Annotated in this window: 19 protein-coding genes and 1 pseudogene; 17 read left to right on the top strand and 3 right to left on the bottom strand. The window is 56.1% G+C overall.

Annotated elements, in window-relative coordinates:
• The 16 genes from ACYQ3S_RS06050 to dcd all read left to right on the top strand — a co-directional run bounded on the left by ACYQ3S_RS06050 (nt 1) and on the right by dcd (nt 15,519).
• Nucleotides 1–1,134, top strand: coding sequence for an MraY family glycosyltransferase (locus tag ACYQ3S_RS06050; protein WP_459687802.1), 1,134 nt, complete (start codon nt 1–3; stop codon nt 1,132–1,134).
• Nucleotides 1,121–2,269 carry a non-hydrolyzing UDP-N-acetylglucosamine 2-epimerase gene (gene wecB, locus ACYQ3S_RS06045; RefSeq protein WP_459687800.1) on the top strand — a complete coding sequence of 383 codons (1,149 nt, stop codon included), beginning with the start codon at nt 1,121–1,123 and terminating at the stop codon, nt 2,267–2,269. The genes ACYQ3S_RS06050 and wecB overlap by 14 nt, the downstream gene beginning before the upstream one ends.
• Entirely contained in the window at nt 2,266–3,039 is a 774-nt protein-coding gene (locus tag ACYQ3S_RS06040; protein WP_459687798.1) for a hypothetical protein, read from the top strand. Before wecB ends, ACYQ3S_RS06040 begins: the two co-directional genes overlap by 4 nt.
• Before the next feature lie 2 nt (nt 3,040–3,041).
• Nucleotides 3,042–4,295 (top strand): methionine gamma-lyase family protein, encoded by a 1,254-nt coding sequence (locus tag ACYQ3S_RS06035; protein WP_459687796.1) that lies wholly within the window; start codon nt 3,042–3,044, stop codon nt 4,293–4,295.
• Between the two features lie 105 nt (nt 4,296–4,400).
• Entirely contained in the window at nt 4,401–4,892 is a 492-nt protein-coding gene (gene ruvC, locus ACYQ3S_RS06030; RefSeq protein ID WP_459687794.1) for a crossover junction endodeoxyribonuclease RuvC, read from the top strand.
• A complete protein-coding gene (ruvA, locus tag ACYQ3S_RS06025) occupies nt 4,892–5,500 on the top strand; it encodes a Holliday junction branch migration protein RuvA (RefSeq protein ID WP_459687792.1) in 609 nt (202 codons plus the stop codon). The genes ruvC and ruvA overlap by 1 nt, the downstream gene beginning before the upstream one ends.
• Nucleotides 5,501–5,512: 12 nt before the next feature.
• Nucleotides 5,513–6,553, top strand: coding sequence for a Holliday junction branch migration DNA helicase RuvB (gene ruvB / locus ACYQ3S_RS06020; RefSeq protein ID WP_459687790.1), 1,041 nt, complete (start codon nt 5,513–5,515; stop codon nt 6,551–6,553).
• 37 nt (nt 6,554–6,590) lie between these two features.
• Nucleotides 6,591–7,943 carry a phosphoglucosamine mutase gene (gene glmM / locus ACYQ3S_RS06015; RefSeq protein WP_459687788.1) on the top strand — a complete coding sequence of 451 codons (1,353 nt, stop codon included), beginning with the start codon at nt 6,591–6,593 and terminating at the stop codon, nt 7,941–7,943.
• 314 nt (nt 7,944–8,257) lie between these two features.
• The gene (glmS, locus tag ACYQ3S_RS06010; RefSeq protein ID WP_459687786.1) at nt 8,258–10,102 is read left to right on the top strand and encodes a glutamine--fructose-6-phosphate transaminase (isomerizing); all 1,845 of its coding nucleotides are present in this window, start codon (nt 8,258–8,260) and stop codon (nt 10,100–10,102) included.
• A gap of 122 nt (nt 10,103–10,224) precedes the next feature.
• On the top strand, nt 10,225–10,842 hold the full coding sequence (locus tag ACYQ3S_RS06005) for a sigma-70 family RNA polymerase sigma factor (RefSeq protein ID WP_459687784.1): 618 nt from the start codon (nt 10,225–10,227) through the stop codon (nt 10,840–10,842).
• 75 nt (nt 10,843–10,917) lie between these two features.
• Nucleotides 10,918–11,196 carry a zinc-ribbon domain containing protein gene (locus tag ACYQ3S_RS06000; protein ID WP_054325859.1) on the top strand — a complete coding sequence of 93 codons (279 nt, stop codon included), beginning with the start codon at nt 10,918–10,920 and terminating at the stop codon, nt 11,194–11,196.
• Nucleotides 11,197–11,440: 244 nt separating this feature from the next.
• Nucleotides 11,441–11,641 (top strand): DUF1858 domain-containing protein, encoded by a 201-nt coding sequence (locus tag ACYQ3S_RS05995; RefSeq protein WP_054325860.1) that lies wholly within the window; start codon nt 11,441–11,443, stop codon nt 11,639–11,641.
• 52 nt (nt 11,642–11,693) lie between these two features.
• A complete protein-coding gene (locus tag ACYQ3S_RS05990) occupies nt 11,694–12,383 on the top strand; it encodes a tRNA (adenine(22)-N(1))-methyltransferase (RefSeq protein WP_459687781.1) in 690 nt (229 codons plus the stop codon).
• Nucleotides 12,380–13,156: a Nif3-like dinuclear metal center hexameric protein gene (locus ACYQ3S_RS05985; RefSeq protein ID WP_459687780.1), complete on the top strand. Its 777-nt coding sequence runs from the start codon at nt 12,380–12,382 to the stop codon at nt 13,154–13,156. Before ACYQ3S_RS05990 ends, ACYQ3S_RS05985 begins: the two co-directional genes overlap by 4 nt.
• Before the next feature lie 12 nt (nt 13,157–13,168).
• A complete protein-coding gene (locus tag ACYQ3S_RS05980; RefSeq protein WP_459687778.1) occupies nt 13,169–14,944 on the top strand; it encodes an Rqc2 family fibronectin-binding protein in 1,776 nt (591 codons plus the stop codon).
• Nucleotides 14,945–14,988: 44 nt separating this feature from the next.
• Nucleotides 14,989–15,519 (top strand): dCTP deaminase, encoded by a 531-nt coding sequence (gene dcd, locus ACYQ3S_RS05975; protein ID WP_459687777.1) that lies wholly within the window; start codon nt 14,989–14,991, stop codon nt 15,517–15,519.
• 26 nt (nt 15,520–15,545) lie between these two features.
• On the opposite strand, the gene ACYQ3S_RS05970 is transcribed toward dcd, so the two are convergent.
• On the bottom strand, nt 15,546–16,484 hold the full coding sequence (locus tag ACYQ3S_RS05970) for an Ig-like domain-containing protein (RefSeq protein ID WP_459687775.1): 939 nt from the start codon (nt 16,482–16,484) through the stop codon (nt 15,546–15,548).
• 207 nt (nt 16,485–16,691) lie between these two features.
• Between ACYQ3S_RS05970 and guaA the strand changes: the two genes are divergently transcribed.
• Nucleotides 16,692–18,236: a glutamine-hydrolyzing GMP synthase gene (gene guaA, locus ACYQ3S_RS05965; protein ID WP_459687774.1), complete on the top strand. Its 1,545-nt coding sequence runs from the start codon at nt 16,692–16,694 to the stop codon at nt 18,234–18,236.
• 86 nt (nt 18,237–18,322) lie between these two features.
• On the opposite strand, the pseudogene ACYQ3S_RS05960 reads toward guaA, so the two are convergent.
• Both ACYQ3S_RS05960 and ACYQ3S_RS05955 read right to left on the bottom strand, forming a co-directional pair.
• A pseudogene (locus tag ACYQ3S_RS05960) lies at nt 18,323–19,408 on the bottom strand (site-specific integrase).
• An 80-nt stretch (nt 19,409–19,488) separates the two neighbouring features.
• On the bottom strand, nt 19,489–19,689 hold the full coding sequence (locus ACYQ3S_RS05955; protein WP_459687772.1) for a helix-turn-helix domain-containing protein: 201 nt from the start codon (nt 19,687–19,689) through the stop codon (nt 19,489–19,491).
• Nucleotides 19,690–20,032: the final 343 nt, after the last annotated feature.

Below are 20,032 nucleotides of genomic sequence, written 5' to 3'. Positions count from 1 at the left end.
ATGCCTGAATATATCGTGATCGGTATGGTTGTCGCCGCGTTTGCCGCGGCGGGCGTGCTGTCGTATTTCTTTACGCCGCCGGTCAAAAAGTTCGCGCACAAGGTCGGCGCGATCGATGTTCCCAAGGATAACCGCCGCATGCACAAGGAACCCATCCCGCGGCTGGGCGGGCTGGCCATTTTCGGCGGCTTCCTCTGCTCGATTCTGATTTTCGGGCAACTGGACAAAACCATGCTGTGCGTGCTGCTGGGAGCGATCATCATTGTTTCGCTGGGCATTTTTGACGATGTCCTGGCGCTTGGCGCAAAACTCAAATTCGTTGTGCAGATCGTCGCGGCGGCGATACCGGTATGCGTGGGGGACCTGCAGATCAAGCTGTTCACCAATTTGAACCCGTTTTCCGACGATGCGTACTTCCACCTGGGGATTTTTGCGATTCCGGTGACGATCCTCTGGATTGTAGGTATTACCAACGCCGTGAACCTGATCGACGGCCTGGACGGTCTGGCGGTCGGCGTTTCGTCCATCGCCGCGATCACCATGCTGGCGGTCGCGCTGCTGACGGAGAACATGATGATCGCTGTCACCATGGCGGCGCTCGCAGGCGCATGCGTCGGCTTTATGCCGTATAACCTGAACCCCGCAAAGATATTCATGGGGGATACTGGCTCGACCTTCCTTGGCTATATGCTGGCGACGGTATCCATCATGGGTCTGTTCAAATTTTACGCGGTCATTTCGTTTGCCGTTCCGTTCTTGATACTGGGGCTGCCGATCTTTGACACGGCCAATGCGATCATCCGCCGCGTGGCGGCGGGGCGCAGCCCGATGAGTCCGGACCGCGGCCATGTCCATCACAAGCTGATCGATATGGGCTTCAACCAGAAGCAGGCGGTCGCGATCCTGTACGCGATCAGCGCGACTCTTGGCCTGACAGCGGTCGTATTGACCTCGTCGGGGGAAGTAAAGGCCATTATCCTGCTGCTGGCGGTATTGGTCGCAATTATCGTCGGCGCATGCGTCATCTACGGCGCGGAACACTGGGGCAGGCATCCGCAGGATGACCCCCCAGAGGCAGAAGACAGGGATGATGGGGACGCACAAAAGGAGAAAACAGACGATGAACAAAATTAAAGTGATGACTGTGTTCGGAACGCGGCCGGAGGCGATCAAAATGGCGCCGCTGGTGCATGCGCTGAAAAAGAATGCCCATACCGAGCCGATCGTCTGCGTCACCGCGCAGCACCGCGAGATGCTGGATCAGGTGCTGGATATTTTTCAGATCAGGCCGGATTATGACCTGAACATCATGCAGCCGCGGCAGACGCTGGCCCTGATTACAGAGAAAAGCCTGCATGGGCTGGATGATGTGCTTGAGCAGGCGCAGCCCGATATGGTGCTGGTGCATGGAGACACCTCGACGACGTTCGCCGGCGCGCTTGCCGCGTTTTATCATAAAATACCGGTCGGGCATGTAGAGGCCGGACTGCGCACCTATGACAAGTACTCTCCGTTCCCAGAGGAGATGAACCGTAAGCTGACCGGCCAGATCGCGACGCTGCATTTTGCGCCGACCCCGCGCAATCGGGATAATCTGGCGCGCGAAAGCATCACGGATGGGGTTTCGGTGGTCGGCAATACCGTCGTCGATGCGATCCACATGACGGTCCGGCCGGATTTTGCTTTCCGCGACGAGCAGCTGAAAACGCTTGATTTTCAGAATAACCGCGTGGTGCTGGTCACCGCGCACCGGCGGGAGAATTATGGCGAGCCGATGGAAAATATCTGCCGCGCGATCGCCGCGCTGTCGGCGGCCTATCCGGATGTGCATTTCGTGTATCCGGTTCACCTCAGCCCGTATGTGCGTGAAACGGCGGAGAAATTCCTGGGCGGGAACGACCGCGTCCATCTGATCCATCCGCTCGCGGTGGACGAGATGCACAACCTGATGGCGCGCTGCTACCTGATTATGACGGATTCCGGCGGTCTGCAGGAAGAGGCGCCCAGCCTTGGCAAGCCGGTGCTGGTGCTGCGCCGCGAAACCGAGCGGCCCGAGGCTATCGAGGCCGGCACGGTCAAGCTGGCTGGGGTGGAGCAGGAGAACATCGTCCGTCTGGCGCGCGAGCTGCTGGACGACGCGCAGGCCTATGGAGCAATGGCGCATGCGGTCAACCCATATGGCGACGGCCGGACCTCTGAACGCATCGTACAGGCGATTGAGCATTATTTTGGCCTGCGGGAAGGCGGCCCCGCGCCGTTTACACCGTGAAAATGAAGAAAAAGCTGTCCGCCCCCCTGATTGCGGCCATTGGCGCCGGCGTATTCGTCGCTCTGCTGGCGCTGGCATATCTGTTTGCTTCCGGCCTGCTGCATGAACGGGATACCGGCATCGTGCTGTCCGATGGCGCGCAAAACGCGCCGGTCGTCAGCTCGGGAAGCCAGATGCTGACCGCGCAAAGTGTCGCGGATATCGAGATCGGCCCTGCGAACGCGCAAAAGGTCGTTGCGTCCCTGGTACGTCCGGCCGCCTATAGCTGCAGCATACAAAATACGCTGTACTATGCGGGCGGTTCGTCCACGCTGTCCTGCCGCCAATATGTCAAGGACGGCGTGGTGCGGACCGATACCCTGCAGGCGTCGGGGAGCGTGGGAAGCACCCTGCTGCGCAGGGGCGATACGGTTTACGCCTGGGAGAACGGCGCTTCCAGCGCTTATGAGGGAAACTGGGGCGATTTTACGGACGACGCGGCTGCCATGCTGCCCACTTACGAGGACGTATTGGGAGAAGAAGTGCAGCTTTTGGACGCGGGGCGGCAGGACGTGGACTATGAGCCGTGTATCCGCGTGGAATTTGAGCAGGGCGGCTACCGCTGTGTATATTACATATCGGCAGCCTCCGGCCTGTTGAAAACGGCGTCGTTTTACAGCGGCGATACGCTGGTCCGCCAGGTGACGGTCAGCGAACTGAAAACCGAAGCGCCGGAGGAGCGGTTTTTTGATTTGCCGGATGGGCGCTCGGCGTTGGGAGAGAATCACTGAAAATGTCTGAATTTTTATCAATATCGGAAGAAATACGCGCGCTCGGCCGTCAGGCTGAGCGCGAAATCATGCCGTGCTTTTCGCGTATCGAAGAGATCTGCGACCGGAATACGGAAAAGGTGCTGGCGGCGTTTGCGAAAAACCGCGTGTCGGATAATCTGTTTGCCGGCACGACCGGATATGGATATGACGATCACGGGCGGGACACCCTGGACCGCATTTATGCCGATATCTTCGGGACGGAGGCCGCGCTGGTGCGCATCGGCTTTGTCAACGGCACGCACGCGCTTTCCTGCGCGATGTTTTCCGCGGTCAAAACAGGGGATACGGTGCTTTCGGTCACCGGTCCGGCGTATGACACGCTGCAAAACACAATCACCGGAGATTACTGCGGCAGCATGAAGCGCTATGGCATCGGTTACAAGCAGGTGGACCTCAAGGACGGCGCGCCCGATTTGCCGGCGATTGCCGCAGCCGTGCGGGACCGCGCGGTCAAGCTGGTGTTCATCCAGCGCAGCCGCGGCTATGCCGTGCGTAAAACGCTGTCCTGCGAGGAGATCGGGGAAATCTGCCGGACGGTGCGCGCCGCAGGCTCCGAAGCCGTGATTATGGTGGATAACTGCTACGGCGAATTTGTGGAGGAGACTGAGCCGACCCAGGTTGGCGCGGATCTGATCGCGGGTTCGCTGATTAAAAACCCGGGCGGGGGACTTGCGCCCACCGGCGGCTACATCGCAGGCCGCTCGGATCTGGTGGAGAATGCCTCCTATAAGCTGACCGCGCCCGGCATCGGCGGGGAGTGCGGCTGCACCATGGGACAGAACCGGTTGCTGTATCAGGGGCTGTTCATGGCGCCGCATATCACGGCGCAGGCGCTGAAAACGGCCATTTTCTGCGCCAAGGTCATGGAGCTGATGGGATACGAGGTCAGCCCGAAAGCGGAAGAGACGCGGTATGACATCATCCAGACGATCGCGTTCGGCGCGCCGGAGCCGCTGCGCCGGTTCTGCGAAGGGATTCAGGCGGGCGCGCCGGTCGATTCCTTTGTGACGCCGGAGCCGTGGGCCATGCCGGGCTATGACGATCCGGTCATCATGGCGGCGGGCGCTTTCGTGCAGGGCGCTTCCATTGAGCTGTCGGCGGACGCCCCGATGCGGGAGCCGTATGTGTGCTATATGCAGGGCGGCCTGACCTACGCTTCAGGCAAAGCCGGTATTTTGCTCGCGGCTGAGCGCATCCGCAACGCTAAATCGTGAAAGTGGGGGAAGAGCGGCGGGGCCGCTCTTTTTTCACGGGTATGGTTGCGCGAAAAGCGGTTTCGTGGTACAATATTTGGGTTGAGAGGGCAGAGGTTTGCAGCTATGACGATTCTTGGTATCGACCCCGGCTATGGCACGATCGGCTATGGGGTCGTGCGGTTTGAAAACTTCAAGTTCACGCCCGTGCAGTACGGCGCGGCAACAACAAAGGCCGGCATGCCGATGCACCTGCGCCTGTGTGAGATTTATGAGGATATCGGCACGCTGGTCGATACGTTCCATCCGGACGAGGTTGCGATTGAAGAGCTGTTTTTCTCCAAAAACATTACGACCGGCATCCAGGTCGCGCAGGCAAGAGGCGTGATCCTGCTTGCGCTCGCGCAAAAGGGTCTGCATCCGGTTTCGTATACGCCGAACCAGGTCAAAATGGCGGTGGTCGGCTATGGCAACGCGGAAAAAAAGCAGATGATGGAAATGACGAAAAGCATCCTGCATCTGACAAAGCTTCCGCGGCCGGATGACGCGGCGGACGCGCTTGCGCTTGCGATCTGCCACGGCCATTCCAGAAATGCAATACGGTATGAGGGTATTTGATGTTTTATTATGTAGAGGGTACGGTCGCGCTGCTCAAGCAAGGGCTTGCCGTGATCGACTGCGGCGGCGTGGGATATGCCTGCCACGCTTCGCAGAACACGATCGGCAAGCTGAAAATCGGCGCCCGCGCGCGTTTGCTGACATATCTGAATGTCCGCGAGGATATTTTTGAATTATACGGGTTTATCGACGAGGAGGAGCAGTCCTGCTTCGAAATGATGATCGGCGTATCCGGCGTGGGGCCGAAAGCCGCGCTTTCCATCCTGTCGGTCGCGCCGCCGGACCGGCTTGCGCTGTCCATCATCACAGGGGATGAAAAAATGCTGATGCAGGCGCCGGGCATTGGCAAAAAAATCGCGCAGCGCATTGTTTTGGAGCTGCGGGACAAGATGAGCAAGGAACAGTTGGAGACTGCGTCCAGCGTATCGCCCGTTGCCATGGCCGCGGCGTCCGGCGGGGTCAACCATACGCAGGAGGCTGTCGCGGCGCTCATGGTGCTCGGGTACAGCCAGGCGGAGGCGCTTCAGGCGATGGAGGGGCTGGACGCCGCGCAGATGGAAGCGGAGGAGATCATCCGCCAATGCCTGAAAAAGCTGGTCAAACAGTAAAGGGGTGTCGCTTTGAGCATTGAATTTTCCGGCGGCATGGCCGACGATGAACGCATTATTTCCACCAGGCAGTTGGCGGAGGATGAAACTGAAAATTCCCTGCGGCCGAAATCCATGGCGGATTATGTCGGCCAGGCAAAGGTAAAGGAAAACCTCAGCGTCTATATCGAAGCCGCAAAGCAGCGGGGCGAGGCGCTGGACCATACCCTGCTGTACGGCCCGCCGGGCTTGGGAAAAACCACGCTGGCCGGCATCATTGCAAATGAGATGGGGGTCAATATCCGCGTCACCAGCGGTCCTGCGATCGAAAAAGCGGGAGATTTGGCGGCTTTATTGACAAACCTTTCGGAAAATGATATTTTGTTTATCGATGAGATCCACCGTTTGGACCGTGCGGTCGAAGAGATCCTCTATCCGGCGATGGAGGACTACGCGCTCGATATCATTATCGGCAAGGGGCCTTCCGCACGTTCGATCCGGCTCGACCTGCCGCGCTTCACCCTGATCGGGGCGACGACGCGCGCCGGACAGATGACCAGCCCGCTGCGCGACCGCTTCGGCGTGATGCTCCGTCTGGAGCTTTATTCCGCGGAGGAGCTTTGCCATATCGTGGAACGCTCGGCAAGCATACTGAACGTGCCGTGCGAGCACGAGGGCGCTTTGGAAATCGCACGCCGCAGCCGCGGCACGCCGCGTATTGCCAACCGCCTGCTGCGCCGTGTGCGCGATTTTGCGCAGGTGCGCGGCACGGGTACGATCGACAAGGCCAGCGCGGACATGGCGCTGCGCGCGCAGGAGATCGATGAACTGGGGCTGGACGCGGTTGACCGGCGCATGCTCAAAAGCATCATGCTCAATTACGGCGGCGGTCCGGTCGGACTGGAAACGCTGGCCGCGACCATTGGTGAAGAAGCCATCACATTGGAGGATGTATACGAGCCGTATCTGATGCAGATCGGCTTTCTCAGCCGTACGCCGCGCGGACGCTGCGTAACAATGCAGGCTTACCGGCACATGAATATGGAACCGGCGGACGGGCAGCAAATGCTGTGACGGCGCTGTTATCAATAAGAAAGTTAGGTGTTTGATATTGGGTAGATATTTTGGGACGGACGGTGTCCGCGGCGTGGCAAATTCCGAGCTGGACGCGCTGCTTGCATTCAAAATCGGCGCGGCGGCGGCGTTTGTGCTGACGCAGGAAGCGACCCACAGCGGAAAAGCCAAGCTGCTGATCGGCAAGGATACGCGCATCTCCTCGGATATGCTGGAAAACGCGCTGGTGGCGGGCATCTGCTCGGTCGGCGCGGATGTGGAGCTGTTGGGCGTTATCCCGACGCCGGCGGTGGCTTTTTTGACGATCAAGCATAAGGCGGATGCCGGCATCGTGATCTCGGCAAGCCACAACTCGTTTGAATATAACGGCATCAAGATATTTGCGGGCAACGGCTACAAGCTGCCCGACGAAACCGAGGCCAAAATCGAGGACCTGATCGACGATTTTGAAGCCATCCCCAAAATGACCCATGAAAAGCTGGGCCGCGTGCTGAAAAGTGCGATCGATCCGGTGGTGGAGTACACCGACCACCTTGCGGAAACGATCAAGGGCGACCTGTCCGGCCTGCGCGTCGCAGTGGACTGCGCAAACGGCGCATCCTCTACCACGGTCGAGCGATTGATGCGTTTGGTTGAGTGCAGGGCGGAGATCCGGTTTTACGAGCCGGATGGAATCAATATCAACGCGGGCTGCGGCTCGACGCATCTGGAACAGCTCAAGGAGCGCGTCCGGAAAGGCAGCTTTGATTTGGGCGTCGCATTCGATGGCGACGCGGACCGCTGCCTGATCGTGGATGAAACCGGCGAAGAGCTGGACGGGGACCGCATCATGGCCGTATGCGCCGCCCATATGAAAAAGGAAGGCAAGCTGCGCGGCGGGGCGTTTGTCGCCACCGTGCTGTCTAACATGGGTCTGCACGCCTATGCCCAAAAAAACAACATGCGGATCGAATGCTCCAATGTGGGAGACCGGTATGTGCTGGAAATGATGCTGAACAAGGGGTATATCCTCGGCGGCGAGCAGTCCGGCCATGTCATCTTCCTGGAATATGCCTCGACCGGAGACGGGGAGCTGACCGCGCTGCAGTTCATGTCCATCCTGAAAAGCAGCGGCAAAAAATGCTCGGAGATCGCCGCGGAGGTTGTGCCGTGGCCGCAGGTCATGATTAATGTCAAGGTGCCGAACGATAAAAAGGCCGCCCTGCAGGAGCTGCCGGAGGTAAAGGCCTCGATCGACGAGGCGGGCGCGGCTCTGGGGGAAAACGGCCGGATTTTGGTGCGTCCCTCCGGTACAGAGGCTTTGGTGCGCGTTATGGTCGAAGGAAAGGACAGCAATCAGGTCGATACTTTGGCAAAAAGGGTTGCCAAAGTGATAGAGTCTGTCGTATAATAGGAAAGAGCCAACATAAGGTGGATGTGGTTTTCGCATCCACCTTGTTTTGTGAAAGAGAGGGGTGAGAAGCAGCGGTACAACAGAATAGCAAGTCAAGCGCCAGAACTGCGGTGCAGCCGGTATCGCAGTTGACGAGGGAAGGGTTAATCGAAGTTTTCGGCGGATGCCCTTCGGCCATGAGTGGGTTGGTCGTGAGCAGACTGTTAAATCGCGCGGGCGACTGTGCGGACAGAGCAGATTCTGCGTAACGCACTATTTTTATACCCAAAATTAAAAAACTGCCATCCTTTCTATTGGAGGAATTTATTCTTATGTGTGGAATCGTTGGATTTACGGGCCGCGAAAACGCGCTGCCCATTCTGATTAAGGGATTATACAGCCTCGAGTACCGTGGGTATGATTCCGCTGGCATCGCCGCCTTTACGCGGGACGGCCTGCGCGTTGTGAAAACACAGGGCCGCATTGCGAGCCTGGAAGAGAAAATCCAGTCCGAGGGCGGCTTGTCCTGCACCTGCGGCATCGGCCATACCCGCTGGGCGACGCATGGTGAGCCGTCCGACCGCAATTCCCATCCCCATCTGGGCGGTCGGAACGGTCAGGGCAAGGTCGCGGTCGTCCATAACGGGATCATAGAAAACTATAAGGAGCTGCGGGAGCGGCTGGAGGCGCATGGGTACACGTTCTGCTCCGAGACGGATACGGAGACCGTCGCGCATCTGGTCGACTACCTGCATACCGGCAAGCAGGAGGACCTGGCGAAGACCGTGCTCGCCGCAGTGCAGCGCATCCGCGGCTCCTACGCGCTGGGCGTGGTTTCCATGGATAATCCGGAGGAGATCGTCGCCGCGCGGCGGGATAACCCGCTGATCATCGGGCTCGGCCAGGGGGAAAATATGATTGCCTCGGATCTCACGGCGATTATCGGCCGGACCCGCGATTACATCATTCTGGATGACAACGAGGTGGCGATCATCCGGCCGGACAGCGTGACCGTGATGAACGAATTCGGCGACGTGGTGGAGAAAGCGGTCCAGACCGTCACCTGGGATATGTCGGCCGCGGAAAAGGGCGGCTATCAGCATTTCATGCTGAAAGAGATCATGGAGCAGCCGAAAGCGGTCGCGGATACGGTCAACCCGCGAATTCAGAACAATGCTGTTGTATTTGAGGAAAACGGCCTGACCGATGAACGGCTGCGCGAGATCGAAAATATCCATATCGTAGGCTGCGGCTCCGCCCTGCACGCGGGCATGGTCGGCAAACGTGTGATCGAGGCCATGTGCCGCATCCACTGTACGGCAGAGGTTGCCAGTGAGTTCCGGTATGAAAACCCGATCATCGGGAAAAAGGACCTCTGCATCGTAATCAGTCAGTCGGGCGAGACCGCCGATACGCTGGCGGCGATGCGGCTGGCCAAGCAGGCGGGCGCATTCACGGTCGCGATCGTCAATGTGGTATCCTCGACCATCGCGCGCGAGGCGGACGGGGTGCTGTATACCTGGGCGGGGCCGGAGATCTCGGTTGCGACCACAAAAGCATATTCCGCGCAGCTTTCCGCCCTGTACCTGATCTCCGTGAAAATCGCACGCACGAGGGGCCTGATCTCGATCGGGGATGAGCGCGCGCTTTGCGCCGAGCTGCAGCGTCTGCCTGCCTGCATTGAGAAAGCGTTGGAAAGCCAGCAGGATATGCAGCGCATCGCCACGCGGTACGCCAACCGGCCGAGCGTGTTTTTCCTGGGGCGCGGCCTGGACTATGCCGCGGCACTCGAGGCCTCGCTCAAGCTCAAGGAAATATCGTATATCCATTCCGAGGCATATGCGGCGGGCGAGCTCAAGCACGGTACGATCTCGCTGATCGAGGAGGGGACGCTGGTGGTGGCGTTGGCAACGCAGCCGGCGCTGTTTGAAAAAACCGTCTCCAACATCCGAGAGGTGGTTTCCCGCGGCGCGGTCGTCGTATTGGTCACCACGGACGACTTCACAGGGGATGAATCGGTGTGCCAGCATATCATCCGGCTGCCGAAATGCCTTTACGAATTTTCCGCGTCTCTTTCGATTATTCCCATGCAGCTTTTGGCATACTATATTGCGGTGGAGCGCAACTGCGATGTGGATAAACCGCGCAATCTCGCCAAGTCGGTGACTGTCGAATAAGGAAAAATGTTGTTTATTGTTCAATCGGCACAAAAAAATAAATCTATTTTTGCCATCAAAACAGTAGTTTTCACAAAAATTCCTTGACATTATCCTTTTTTTCGCATATAATAAATCTTGACATGAGACACGGTATAGAAAATATTCCATCGCAGCCGCTATCCGATGAAGCGCTGTGCCGGCTGGCGCAGCAGGGCGGCGGCGATGCGGCGGAAGCTTTGGTAAAACGGTATTCCAGACTGGTAAAGACCTGTGCGCGCCCGTATTTTTTAGTGGGTGCGGATGAAGAGGATCTGCTTCAGGAGGGGATGCTCGGTTTGATGAAAGCGATCCGCGAATATGATGAAGAGAAAGGCGCACCGTTCAGCGCGTTTGCGAAGATCTGCGTTATGCGGAAAATTTTTTCCGCGGTGCGGTCTGCCGCCGCAATGAAGCACGACCCGCTCAATCGTTCCATGTCAATCGATCGACCTCTGTTTGAAGACCTTGCGGAATCGCACACCCGGGTTACGGCACCGATTGGTGACCCTGAATCGCTGGTGATCGGCAATGAGGAGAGGGCAGAACTGATCCGTCGGCTCTACTCGCTTCTGTCTGAATTCGAGGCAAAGGTTTTAACATTGTTTTTGGATGGCCTATCGTTTGAGGAAATGTCCAAAACGCTGCGTAAACCGATCAAGTCTGTGGATAATGCCATCCAGCGCATCAAGCGGAAATCGGCAAATATCAAACCCCAATAGGCGATTGCAGGCATGCAGCCTGTACGCATAAATTTCAGGTTCCCGAGGGAACGGTATCAAAGAGAGGTAAAAACCATGTACGAAGACAAGACTTTAGTATGCAAGGAATGCGGTCAGGAATTTGTGTTTACTGCCGGCGAGCAGGAATTCTATGCAGAGCGCGGTTTCCAGAACGAGCCGCAGCGCTGCAAGGCCTGCCGTGACGCCCGCAAGAACGCGGCCCGCGGCCCGCGCGAATATTTCACCGCTACCTGTGCTGCTTGCGGCGGCGAGGCTCGTGTTCCGTTCGAACCCAAGTCCGACCGTCCGGTATATTGCAGCGAATGCTTCGCCAAAATGCGCGAGCAGGGCTGATCAGTGAATGGAAAATGTCCGGCTGACGCCGGACATTTTTTTGCTTTTACGGAGCGCGGCTCAGGGGGCTGGCCGCTGCGGTGACGGATGGTAGGAAAGAAGAAACCGGCCGCGCGGTCGGCAGTTTATGGTAAAAAGGGCGCGTATTTTTTTGTTGATTTCTGATAAAACGCGATAAGGTGATTGAAATTTGTATATTTTTGCGGTATACTAAAGACAACAAAAAACAAACAGGAGGTCCATCATGGCGGCTATCACGAAAAAGACCACGATTGGCGAGGTGCTGAACCGCAATCTGGAAACGGCAAAGTTCTTTATGGAAATCGGTATGCATTGCTTGGGCTGCCCGGCATCGCAGGGCGAAAGCATTGAGGAGGCCTGCATGGTGCATGGCACCAATGCGGACGAACTGGTTGCCAAGCTCAACGCATTCCTGGGCGAATAAGGATGAAAGACAAGGGCCGGCAAAGCATGCCGGCCCATTTTTTAGGTGAGAAATGGAACGGATGATTTTAACGCCCCGCCTGGCCTGCATCGCAGCGCTTGTCCCGCGTGGGGCGCGGCTGGCGGATGTCGGAACGGATCATGGAAAACTGCCGGTTTCCCTGCTGCTTTCCGGCCGTGTCGCTGCCGCGATCGGGTCGGATATCCGGCAGGGGCCGCTGGATCACGCGGCGCGTAATGCTGCGGAGTATGGCGTGGCGCTGCCGCTGCGCCTCGCGGCGGGACTGGAGGCCGTGCGGCCGGAGGAGTGCGACACGGTCAGCATCGCCGGTATGGGAGGCCGGACGATTGCGGATATCCTGGCGGCCGCGCCGTGGACGGGAGCTGGCGAGCATCTGCTGCTTTTACAGCCAATGACGATGGTCTATGAGCTTCGACAGTGGCTTTGGGCGCATGGTTATACGATCGAGTGTGAAACGGTCTGTCGGGAGGACCGCCGGTATTATGTTGTGCTTTCCGTGCGCGGCGGCGGACCGGTGCGCGCGGTCCCGCTTTCCGGCTGCGCGTTTTCTCCGGCGCTGCTGCGGGCGGAGGGTGCGCGCGACTATCTGGAAAAGCTGCTTCATCGGGAAATACGCGCGCTGGAGGGCATGCAAAGCGGAAGCGCGGTCGACCGCGCCGTCCTTGACGGACAGCGTGAAACCGTTCGCGCGATCAAACAGGCATGGGAGGAATTGGCATGATTACGGTTCAGGATATTGTAACGCTGCTGGAAGGGCTGGCGCCGCCCGCGCTGGCGGAAAGCTGGGATAATGTGGGGCTGCTTTGCGGGGATCGGGCGCGCGAAGTGACCGATGTGCTTTGCTCGCTCGATATCACCGAACAGGTCGTTGCGGAAGCGGCGGAACGCGGCGCACAGATGATCGTCGCGCATCATCCGGTGATCTTTACCTCGGTCAGCCGGATAACCGAGGACGATGCGACCGGACGTATCCTGCGTGCCGCGGTCCGGCATGATATCGCCCTTGTTTGTATGCATACCAACGCGGACTGTGCGCAGGGAGGCGTTAACGACGCCCTGGCCGCTGCGCTGTTCCTCACCAACGTGGGGAATCTGGAAGCGGGGGAAAACGGGATGTTGGGACGCGTTGGCGATCTGCCAAAGGAAATGGCGCCGCGGGAGTTCGCGCTTTATGTCAAAGAGTGTCTGCGCGCGGGCGGCGTTCGTTTTTGTGACGGCGGCCGGCCGATCCGTCGGGTGGCGGTCGGCGGCGGCGCCTGCGGCAAAATGATGGATTTTGCAATCGCAAAAGGAGCAGACGCGTTCGTGATCGGAGACTGCAGCTATGACCTGATGCAGCGCGCGCAGACGCTTGGGCTGACGCTTGCGGACGCGGGCCATTTCCCAACCGAAAATCCGGTGACAGCCGTGTTCGCGGAGCAGATCGGCGGGGCGTTTCCCGCGTTGCGCGTCAGCGTTTCCGAGCGGCACGCGGACTGCATCCAATTTGTATAAGGAAGATCGATCATGCCATTAGATGCTATCTGCCTTGGGGCAGTAACGGAAGAATTGAATCATGTGCTCACGGGTTGCCGCGTGGAAAAGGTGTACCAGCCCGATCGGGATGAGATCGTGCTGCAGACGAGAGGCCAGGGCGGCGCAAGGCGCTTGCTGGTGTCGATCGCCGCCGGCGCGCCGCGGGTGCATTTTATTGACGCCGCGCGGGAGAATCCGGCGACGCCGCCCATGTTCTGCATGCTCCTGCGCAAGCATGTGCAGGGGGCGAAAATCGCGGCGGTCGTACAGCCGGCCGTGGAACGGATGCTGACCATCGAACTGGATACGACGGACGAAATGGGTGTGGCCTGCAAAAAACATCTGGTCTGCGAGCTGATGGGGAAGCACTCCAACGTCATCCTGTGCGGGGAGGATAACCGCATCATTGACGCGATGCGCCGTGTGGACGGAGACCTTTCCGGCAAGCGGCAGGTATTGCCCGGCCTGTTTTACCGGCTGCCGCCGGCGCAGGAGAAGCATGACCCCTTTGCCCTGTCGGGGGCGGGGCTTTCGGCCGCCCTGCAATCCGCGGATGGAGAGATGGGGCTTGACCGGTACCTGCTCAGCCAATTGCTTGGTTTTTCGCCGCTGCTGTGCCGCGAGCTGTCCTATCGGGCGACGGGAGACGCCGCGAAGCCGGTCGGCAAGCTGACCGCAGAGGAGCAACTTCGTCTGGCGCAGGTGTTTGAGGACCTGAAAAGCTATCTCACAGAAAAACGGTGGAAGCCGTTCCTGCTTACGAAAACGGAGGATCATGCGGTTTTTGACTTTTCCTTTCTGCCGATCACGCAATATGAAGGTCTGATGACCGTATCGCAGGAGCAAAGCTTCTCGGACCTGCTGGCCGCGTTTTTTGAGAAAAAAGGGAAAGCGGAACGCATGGCGCGGCGCTCGGCCGATTTGCATAAGACCGTTGTCAACGCGCGCGACCGCCTGGCAAGAAAGCTGGCTGCGCAGCAAAAGGAGCTGGACGCCACGCAAAACCGCGAACAGTATAAACGGCTGGGCGATCTGATTACAGCCAACCTGTACCAGCTTGAAAAAGGGATGAACAAGGCGGTGGTCGTGGACTATTACGACGAGGCCTGTCCCGAGGTGGAGGTCGCTTTGGATGTTCGCTTGACGCCGCAGCAAAACGCGCAGAAGTATTTCAAGCTGTACAACAAAGCCAAGACCGCGGAGGAAGTGCTGACGCAGCAGCTCGCACAGGGCCGTGCAGATCTGGATTATCTGGAAAGCGTACTGGTCGCGCTGGGCGAGGCGGAGAGTGAACGGGACCTTGCCCAGCTGCGGGAGGAGCTGACACAGGCGGGCGTCCTGTCCAGCAAGCAGGCGCGCAACAAAAAGCAACGTGTGAAGCCGGTGGCCGCGAAGCCATTCCATTATCGCTCGAGCGACGGGTTTGATATCTTTGCGGGAAAAAACAACCTGCAAAACGATCTGCTGACGCTGAAGACCGCGTTTAAAAGCGATATCTGGTTCCACACACAGAAGATTCACGGCTCGCATGTGATTCTGGTGGCCGATGGGCGCGAACCAACCGATCAGGCTATGACGGAAGCGGCCATGATCGCGGCGTACCATTCCAAAGCGCGGCAGTCCTCGCTTGTGCCAGTGGATTATACGCCGGTACGGCAGGTCAAAAAGCCGGCGGGGGCCAAGCCGGGCATGGTGATCTATCATGTGTACCAAACAGCCTACGTCACGCCGGATGAGGCGGCGGTGGAAAGGCTTCGCATCGAGTAAAAAATAGGCTGAGGGATACTGTGAATGCGGAAAGAGGGAAGTATATGATTCTGTCCGGCAAGGAGATTGTAAAGCATATCGGCAAGGAAATTATCATCGAGCCATTCGATCCAAAGCGGGTCAATCCGAACAGCTATAACCTGTCGCTGGCGAACGAGCTGCTTGTTTATGATAACGATGTACTTGACATGAAAACCCCGAATACGGCGCACCGTATCGAGATACCGGAGGAAGGCCTGCTCTTACAGCCCAACCGCCTGTATCTGGGGCGCACAAACGAATATACAGTGACAGACCGGTATATCCCCATGCTGGAAGGGCGGTCGTCGACCGGACGCTTGGGTCTGTTCATCCATGTTACCGCCGGCTTCGGGGATGTGGGGTTTGCGGGCTACTGGACGCTGGAGATATTCTGTGTGCAGCCGATTCGGATTTACCCCAATGTGGAGATCTGTCAGATCTACTATCACGATATCGATGGAGAGTATGATCCGTATACCAGCGGAAAATACCAGAACAATACGGGGATCCAGCCGAGCCTGTTGTACCGCGACTTTGAAAAGCATGAAACCTGAAAGGAGGGGCGCATAGCGCCCCTCCTTTAATTTTCCATTAGCAGCATTGCGCGGTACAGCATTTCACAGGCGACCTGACGGGTGATCGGCTCGTCGCTGTCCAGCATCGAGGCAAGGGGAGAGAGCACATCCAACCGAGACATGCTGCTGACCGCGCTTTGCGCCCAGTCCATTTCTGCGGTATGCTCGGAGGCGATAACATATTCCGCGCCGTCGAGCGCCTCTCCCAGAAGATTACGGATCACAACGCTTGCTTCCGCCAATGTGATGGGGTTCTGTCCCCGTATCTCGGCCAGGCCGCCGGCGGTCTGGTAGCCGCTGACCAGCCCGTTTGCGGCAGCGGTGCTCACAAAGGGCTTGGCCCATAGAGAGAGGCCACGGTCGTCGGCAAAGTCGGTCTGCTGGGTCGGTTCAACCGGAAGCTTGGCGACCGTGGTTGCCATAGTGATGAATTCGCTGCGCGTCACGGTCTGGGCAGGGCGGAAGAAGGAACAGCCGCCGATATTTTCACCGGTCATAACGCCGTTTTCCGCCAGGCGGATCGCGGCATAGTGCGCGGGATTTCCTGTCATGTCAGAATAGGTGAGTCCGGCGCGGTTCTTTTTCACGGTGATCGTAACGTCGGCAGGCTCCGCCGTATTGCCATTGGCATCGACAACCGTGTAGGAGAATTTATCCTTTCCCGCTTTTTTCGCAGGGGAATAGGACAGCACATTTCCCTCGATCGACGCGGTGCCGAGGCGGGGCTGCTCGGTAAGCTGGTACAGAACGATATCGTTATCCGAATCCGCAGCGGTCAGTTCCACCTCAATCGGTATCTCCACGCAAGTCTCCGCCTCGACGGCATAGGCCGCGGGGATGCCCGCTGCCGGCGTTTCCGATGTCAGGCCGGCTGCAAGCGCCACGCCGGAAAAAAGGACTGTGGCGGGCAGCAGCAGTACCGCGATCAATAATTTTCGATCCATAAAATCATACACCCTTTCCAGAATGTTCTGCATCCCGCAGTATGCACCGCTCGGGAGGGCTTTATGCATAAATTTTCCGGAATATTTGCAAGCGAAACCATAATCTTGCCGAAAGGCAGGAAATAGGGGGAAAATGCTTGCCGAAATTCGCGCTTTGTGGCATAATTTTTATATAAGGAATACAGGAACAGGGAAAGGAGAATGAGAATGGAAAACCATCAGCTTGTTCTGGTGCTGGACTTTGGCGGGCAGTATAACCAGTTAATCGCGCGGCGCGTGCGTGAACATCATGTATATTGTGAGGTCAAGCCCTACAAAACCCCGCTGGAGGAGATCAGGGCGATGCATCCAATCGGCATCATATTTACCGGTGGACCGAACAGCGTTTATGATGAAAAATCTCCGAAGTGTGATCCGGCGCTTTTTGAACTGGGCATTCCGGTTTTAGGGATTTGCTACGGCTGTCAGCTTATGGCGCATACCCTGGGCGGCGAGGTAACTGCCGCGCAGGAGGATACAGCGCGCGAATATGGCAAAACGGATACATTTTATAATACGGGCTGCAAACTGTTCAAGGGGCTTCCGGAACAGGGAATATCCTGGATGAGCCACGGCGACTACATGGCGAAAGTACCGGAGGGCTTTTCGCTTGTCGCGCATACCGAAATGTGTCCGACGGCAGCGATCGCGGATGAGGCGCGCGGTTTTTACGGCGTGCAGTACCATCCGGAGGTCAATCACACGGAAAACGGTACGCTGATGCTGAAAAATTTCCTTTACGAGGTGTGCGGCGCCAAAGGCGACTGGACGATGGAGGATTATAAGAATTCGTCGATCAAGTCGATTCGGGAAAAGGTCAGCGACGGCAAGGTCCTGCTGGCACTGTCCGGCGGCGTGGATTCCTCCGTTGCGGCAGCTTTGCTGGCCGAAGCGGTCGGAAACCAGTTGACATGTGTTTTTGTCGACCATGGCCTTATGCGTAAGGATGAAGGCGACGAAGTCGAAGCTGCGTTTGCGAAATGGGACATTAACTTTATCCGTGTGGATGCGGAGAAGCGGTTCCTGGACAAGCTGGCCGGTATTTCCGATCCGGAAACAAAGCGCAAGATCATCGGTGAGGAATTTATCCGCGTTTTCGAGGAGGAAGGCAAAAAAATCGGCAAGGTCGATTATCTGGTCCAAGGAACGATTTACCCAGACGTGATTGAATCCGGTGCGGGCGACGCGGCGGTCATCAAGAGCCACCATAACGTCGGCGGCCTGCCGGATTTCGTGGACTTCAAGGAGATCATAGAACCGCTGCGCCTGCTGTTTAAGGATGAAGTGCGCCAGCTTGGCCGCGAGCTTGATTTGCCGGAATACTTAGTCATGCGCCAGCCGTTCCCAGGCCCGGGCCTTGCGATTCGCGTCATCGGTGAGATTACCAGGGAAAAACTGGATATCCTGCGTGAGGCAGACTTTATTTTCCGCGATGAGGTTGCAAAAGCTGGTTTGGAGCATACGATGAACCAGTATTTTGCAGTCCTGACCAATATGCGCTCGGTAGGCGTCATGGGAGACGGACGTACCTATGATTATACGGTTGCGCTGCGCTCGGTGACCACCACCGACTTTATGACAGCCGATTGGGCGCGGATTCCGTATGAGGTGCTCGACCGTGTGAGTGTGCGCATTGTCAACGAGGTTGGCCATATTAACCGGATTGTGTATGATGTCACGTCTAAGCCGCCGGCGACGATTGAGTGGGAATAAAATGAAAAAAGCTCGGAAGCCTTGCTATACAAAGGTTTCCGGGCTTTTATTTATGCTGTTCGTACCAAAATCGTACCAATTCTAATTCAGAGTACATATTCGGTCAGTACTTCCGCTATCTCACTTTGCTTATTCGGATACAGGTGCGAATAAGTGTTAAGCGTTGTTTTGATGTCTTCATGTCCCAAGCGTTCACTGATGGAAAGAGGAGATACCCCCAACTCAATCAATAGGCTTGCATGGCTGTGGCGAAGTTCATGCACTTTAATTTTCCGTATGCCTGATGCTTTGCAGTACTTTTACATGATTTTGTGTAACGAAGATTTATTTGTCTGGAAAAGTCTATCTGTAGGTTTGTACTTATAGAGTTTACTCACATATTCTCTTACCATTTTCATAATGGGTATCGGCAGCGCAATGACCCGATTACTTTTAGGTGTCTTTGTGCTTTTGGATACAGGTTTTCCGTTCACCACAGCAAGACTTTTGCTAATGGATACGGTATTCTTTTCGAAGTCAAAATCATCCAACGTGAGTGCAAGCAATTCGCCTTCACGCATACCACTATAGAAAAATAAACTGAATATTGTATATGCTACAATATCTTCTTTTGTGGATTGAATAAATGTTTGGAACTCATCATATGTCCAGAAATCAAAGGAGTCAGCATTTTGTTTGCCCATGCTGCCACATAACTGCGCTGGATTTCTGTTCAGGTTATAGTATTTAACAGCAAAATTGAAGATGGTCGATAGCTGATTATGTATCTGCCGTAGGTAAGTCTGTGCATAGGGCTTCCCCGTTTTAGGATTACGATAATTCATCAATTCTGTTTGCCATTTCATAACCGCTGCTGCATCAATAGCATTGATGGGCAACTTGCCAAAATAGGGCAACAGCTTTGTCTTAATCATGTGTCCCTTGGTAGCGAGTGTTGTCTGCCCTATTCTGACTGACCGATTTTCAAAATAGGCATTGACAAGATTTTCAAAGGTGATACTTGCGCCTGTCTGGTTGCTATCCAAAAATCGAATTTCAGCTTCTTTGGCGTCTTTTTGTGTTTTGAAGCCTTCCTGCTTTTTTCGCTTCCGCTTGCCTGTCCAATCTGTGTACCAAACAGAGAAGCGCCATTGCAGTTTGCCGTTTTTCGCTGTGTATTTCTGCACTGCCATTATAACGCCTCCTTTAATTCACTAAAAAGTGTATCATCCTCACAGTTATCCGCATACTTCAAAAATTAAATGTATGGTCTCTAACAGTAAAGCCGTTCAGTGAAATATTTAATAGGAACTTTCCCGCTTACAGTTATATAACCTTTGGCCTTCAATTCGTTGTTTAGGCGTTTAATTTCTCTATAAGCTGTTGATTTTGATACACCTAAAATAGAAATAACATCGTAAACAGTGTAGAAATATTTTTCATTTGAACTTTTGTTATTTTCGATAAATAGCACCTCTTTATGGCACTATTACCCTCTTGCCTTTGGCCAAGATGTGTCTGTTCTATTGCAGATGAAAATCGAAGTAACGTGCATATTTTTTTGCACCAGCCTTTGGCATGGCGGCTTTGCGCCCCGATAATGCGGGGGTTATAGATAAAGTCTCAAAAAGCCCTTAACCATCTGTATCTTTCTGGACAAAGACGTGATTTATCGATTCGATAAACGGTTGCGACACAATAGTTTTTTGTCCCAAAAAGAAAATGTTGACATGAATCGAGAACAATGACCACACACGCTTTTCTGAAAAACCTGTTTAAAACGGCATTTCATCTTCGGTTAGACTACTGTCCCATTG

Source organism: Agathobaculum sp. TL06 (assembly GCF_054658635.1).
The sequence above is the reverse complement of the archived record's forward strand: the minus strand, read 5'-3'. Positions and strand labels throughout refer to the sequence as shown.

Bases quoted from the DNA above. Each gene is read 5' to 3' on its own strand.
- ACYQ3S_RS06050 (WP_459687802.1), top strand. From the start codon at position 1: ATGCCTGAATATATCGTGATCGGTATGGTTGTCGCCGCGTTTGCCGCG.
- ruvC (WP_459687794.1), top strand. From the start codon at position 4,401: ATGACGATTCTTGGTATCGACCCCGGCTATGGCACGATCGGCTATGGG.
- ACYQ3S_RS06000 (WP_054325859.1), top strand. From the start codon at position 10,918: ATGTACGAAGACAAGACTTTAGTATGCAAGGAATGCGGTCAGGAATTT.
- ACYQ3S_RS05980 (WP_459687778.1), top strand. From the start codon at position 13,169: ATGCCATTAGATGCTATCTGCCTTGGGGCAGTAACGGAAGAATTGAAT.
- dcd (WP_459687777.1), top strand. From the start codon at position 14,989: ATGATTCTGTCCGGCAAGGAGATTGTAAAGCATATCGGCAAGGAAATT.
- ACYQ3S_RS06035 (WP_459687796.1), top strand. From the start codon at position 3,042: ATGTCTGAATTTTTATCAATATCGGAAGAAATACGCGCGCTCGGCCGT.
- ACYQ3S_RS05995 (WP_054325860.1), top strand. From the start codon at position 11,441: ATGGCGGCTATCACGAAAAAGACCACGATTGGCGAGGTGCTGAACCGC.
- ACYQ3S_RS05970 (WP_459687775.1), bottom strand. From the start codon at position 16,484: ATGGATCGAAAATTATTGATCGCGGTACTGCTGCTGCCCGCCACAGTC.
- glmS (WP_459687786.1), top strand. From the start codon at position 8,258: ATGTGTGGAATCGTTGGATTTACGGGCCGCGAAAACGCGCTGCCCATT.
- ACYQ3S_RS05985 (WP_459687780.1), top strand. From the start codon at position 12,380: ATGATTACGGTTCAGGATATTGTAACGCTGCTGGAAGGGCTGGCGCCG.
- ruvA (WP_459687792.1), top strand. From the start codon at position 4,892: ATGTTTTATTATGTAGAGGGTACGGTCGCGCTGCTCAAGCAAGGGCTT.
- ACYQ3S_RS05990 (WP_459687781.1), top strand. From the start codon at position 11,694: ATGGAACGGATGATTTTAACGCCCCGCCTGGCCTGCATCGCAGCGCTT.
- wecB (WP_459687800.1), top strand. From the start codon at position 1,121: ATGAACAAAATTAAAGTGATGACTGTGTTCGGAACGCGGCCGGAGGCG.
- ACYQ3S_RS06005 (WP_459687784.1), top strand. From the start codon at position 10,225: ATGAGACACGGTATAGAAAATATTCCATCGCAGCCGCTATCCGATGAA.
- guaA (WP_459687774.1), top strand. From the start codon at position 16,692: ATGGAAAACCATCAGCTTGTTCTGGTGCTGGACTTTGGCGGGCAGTAT.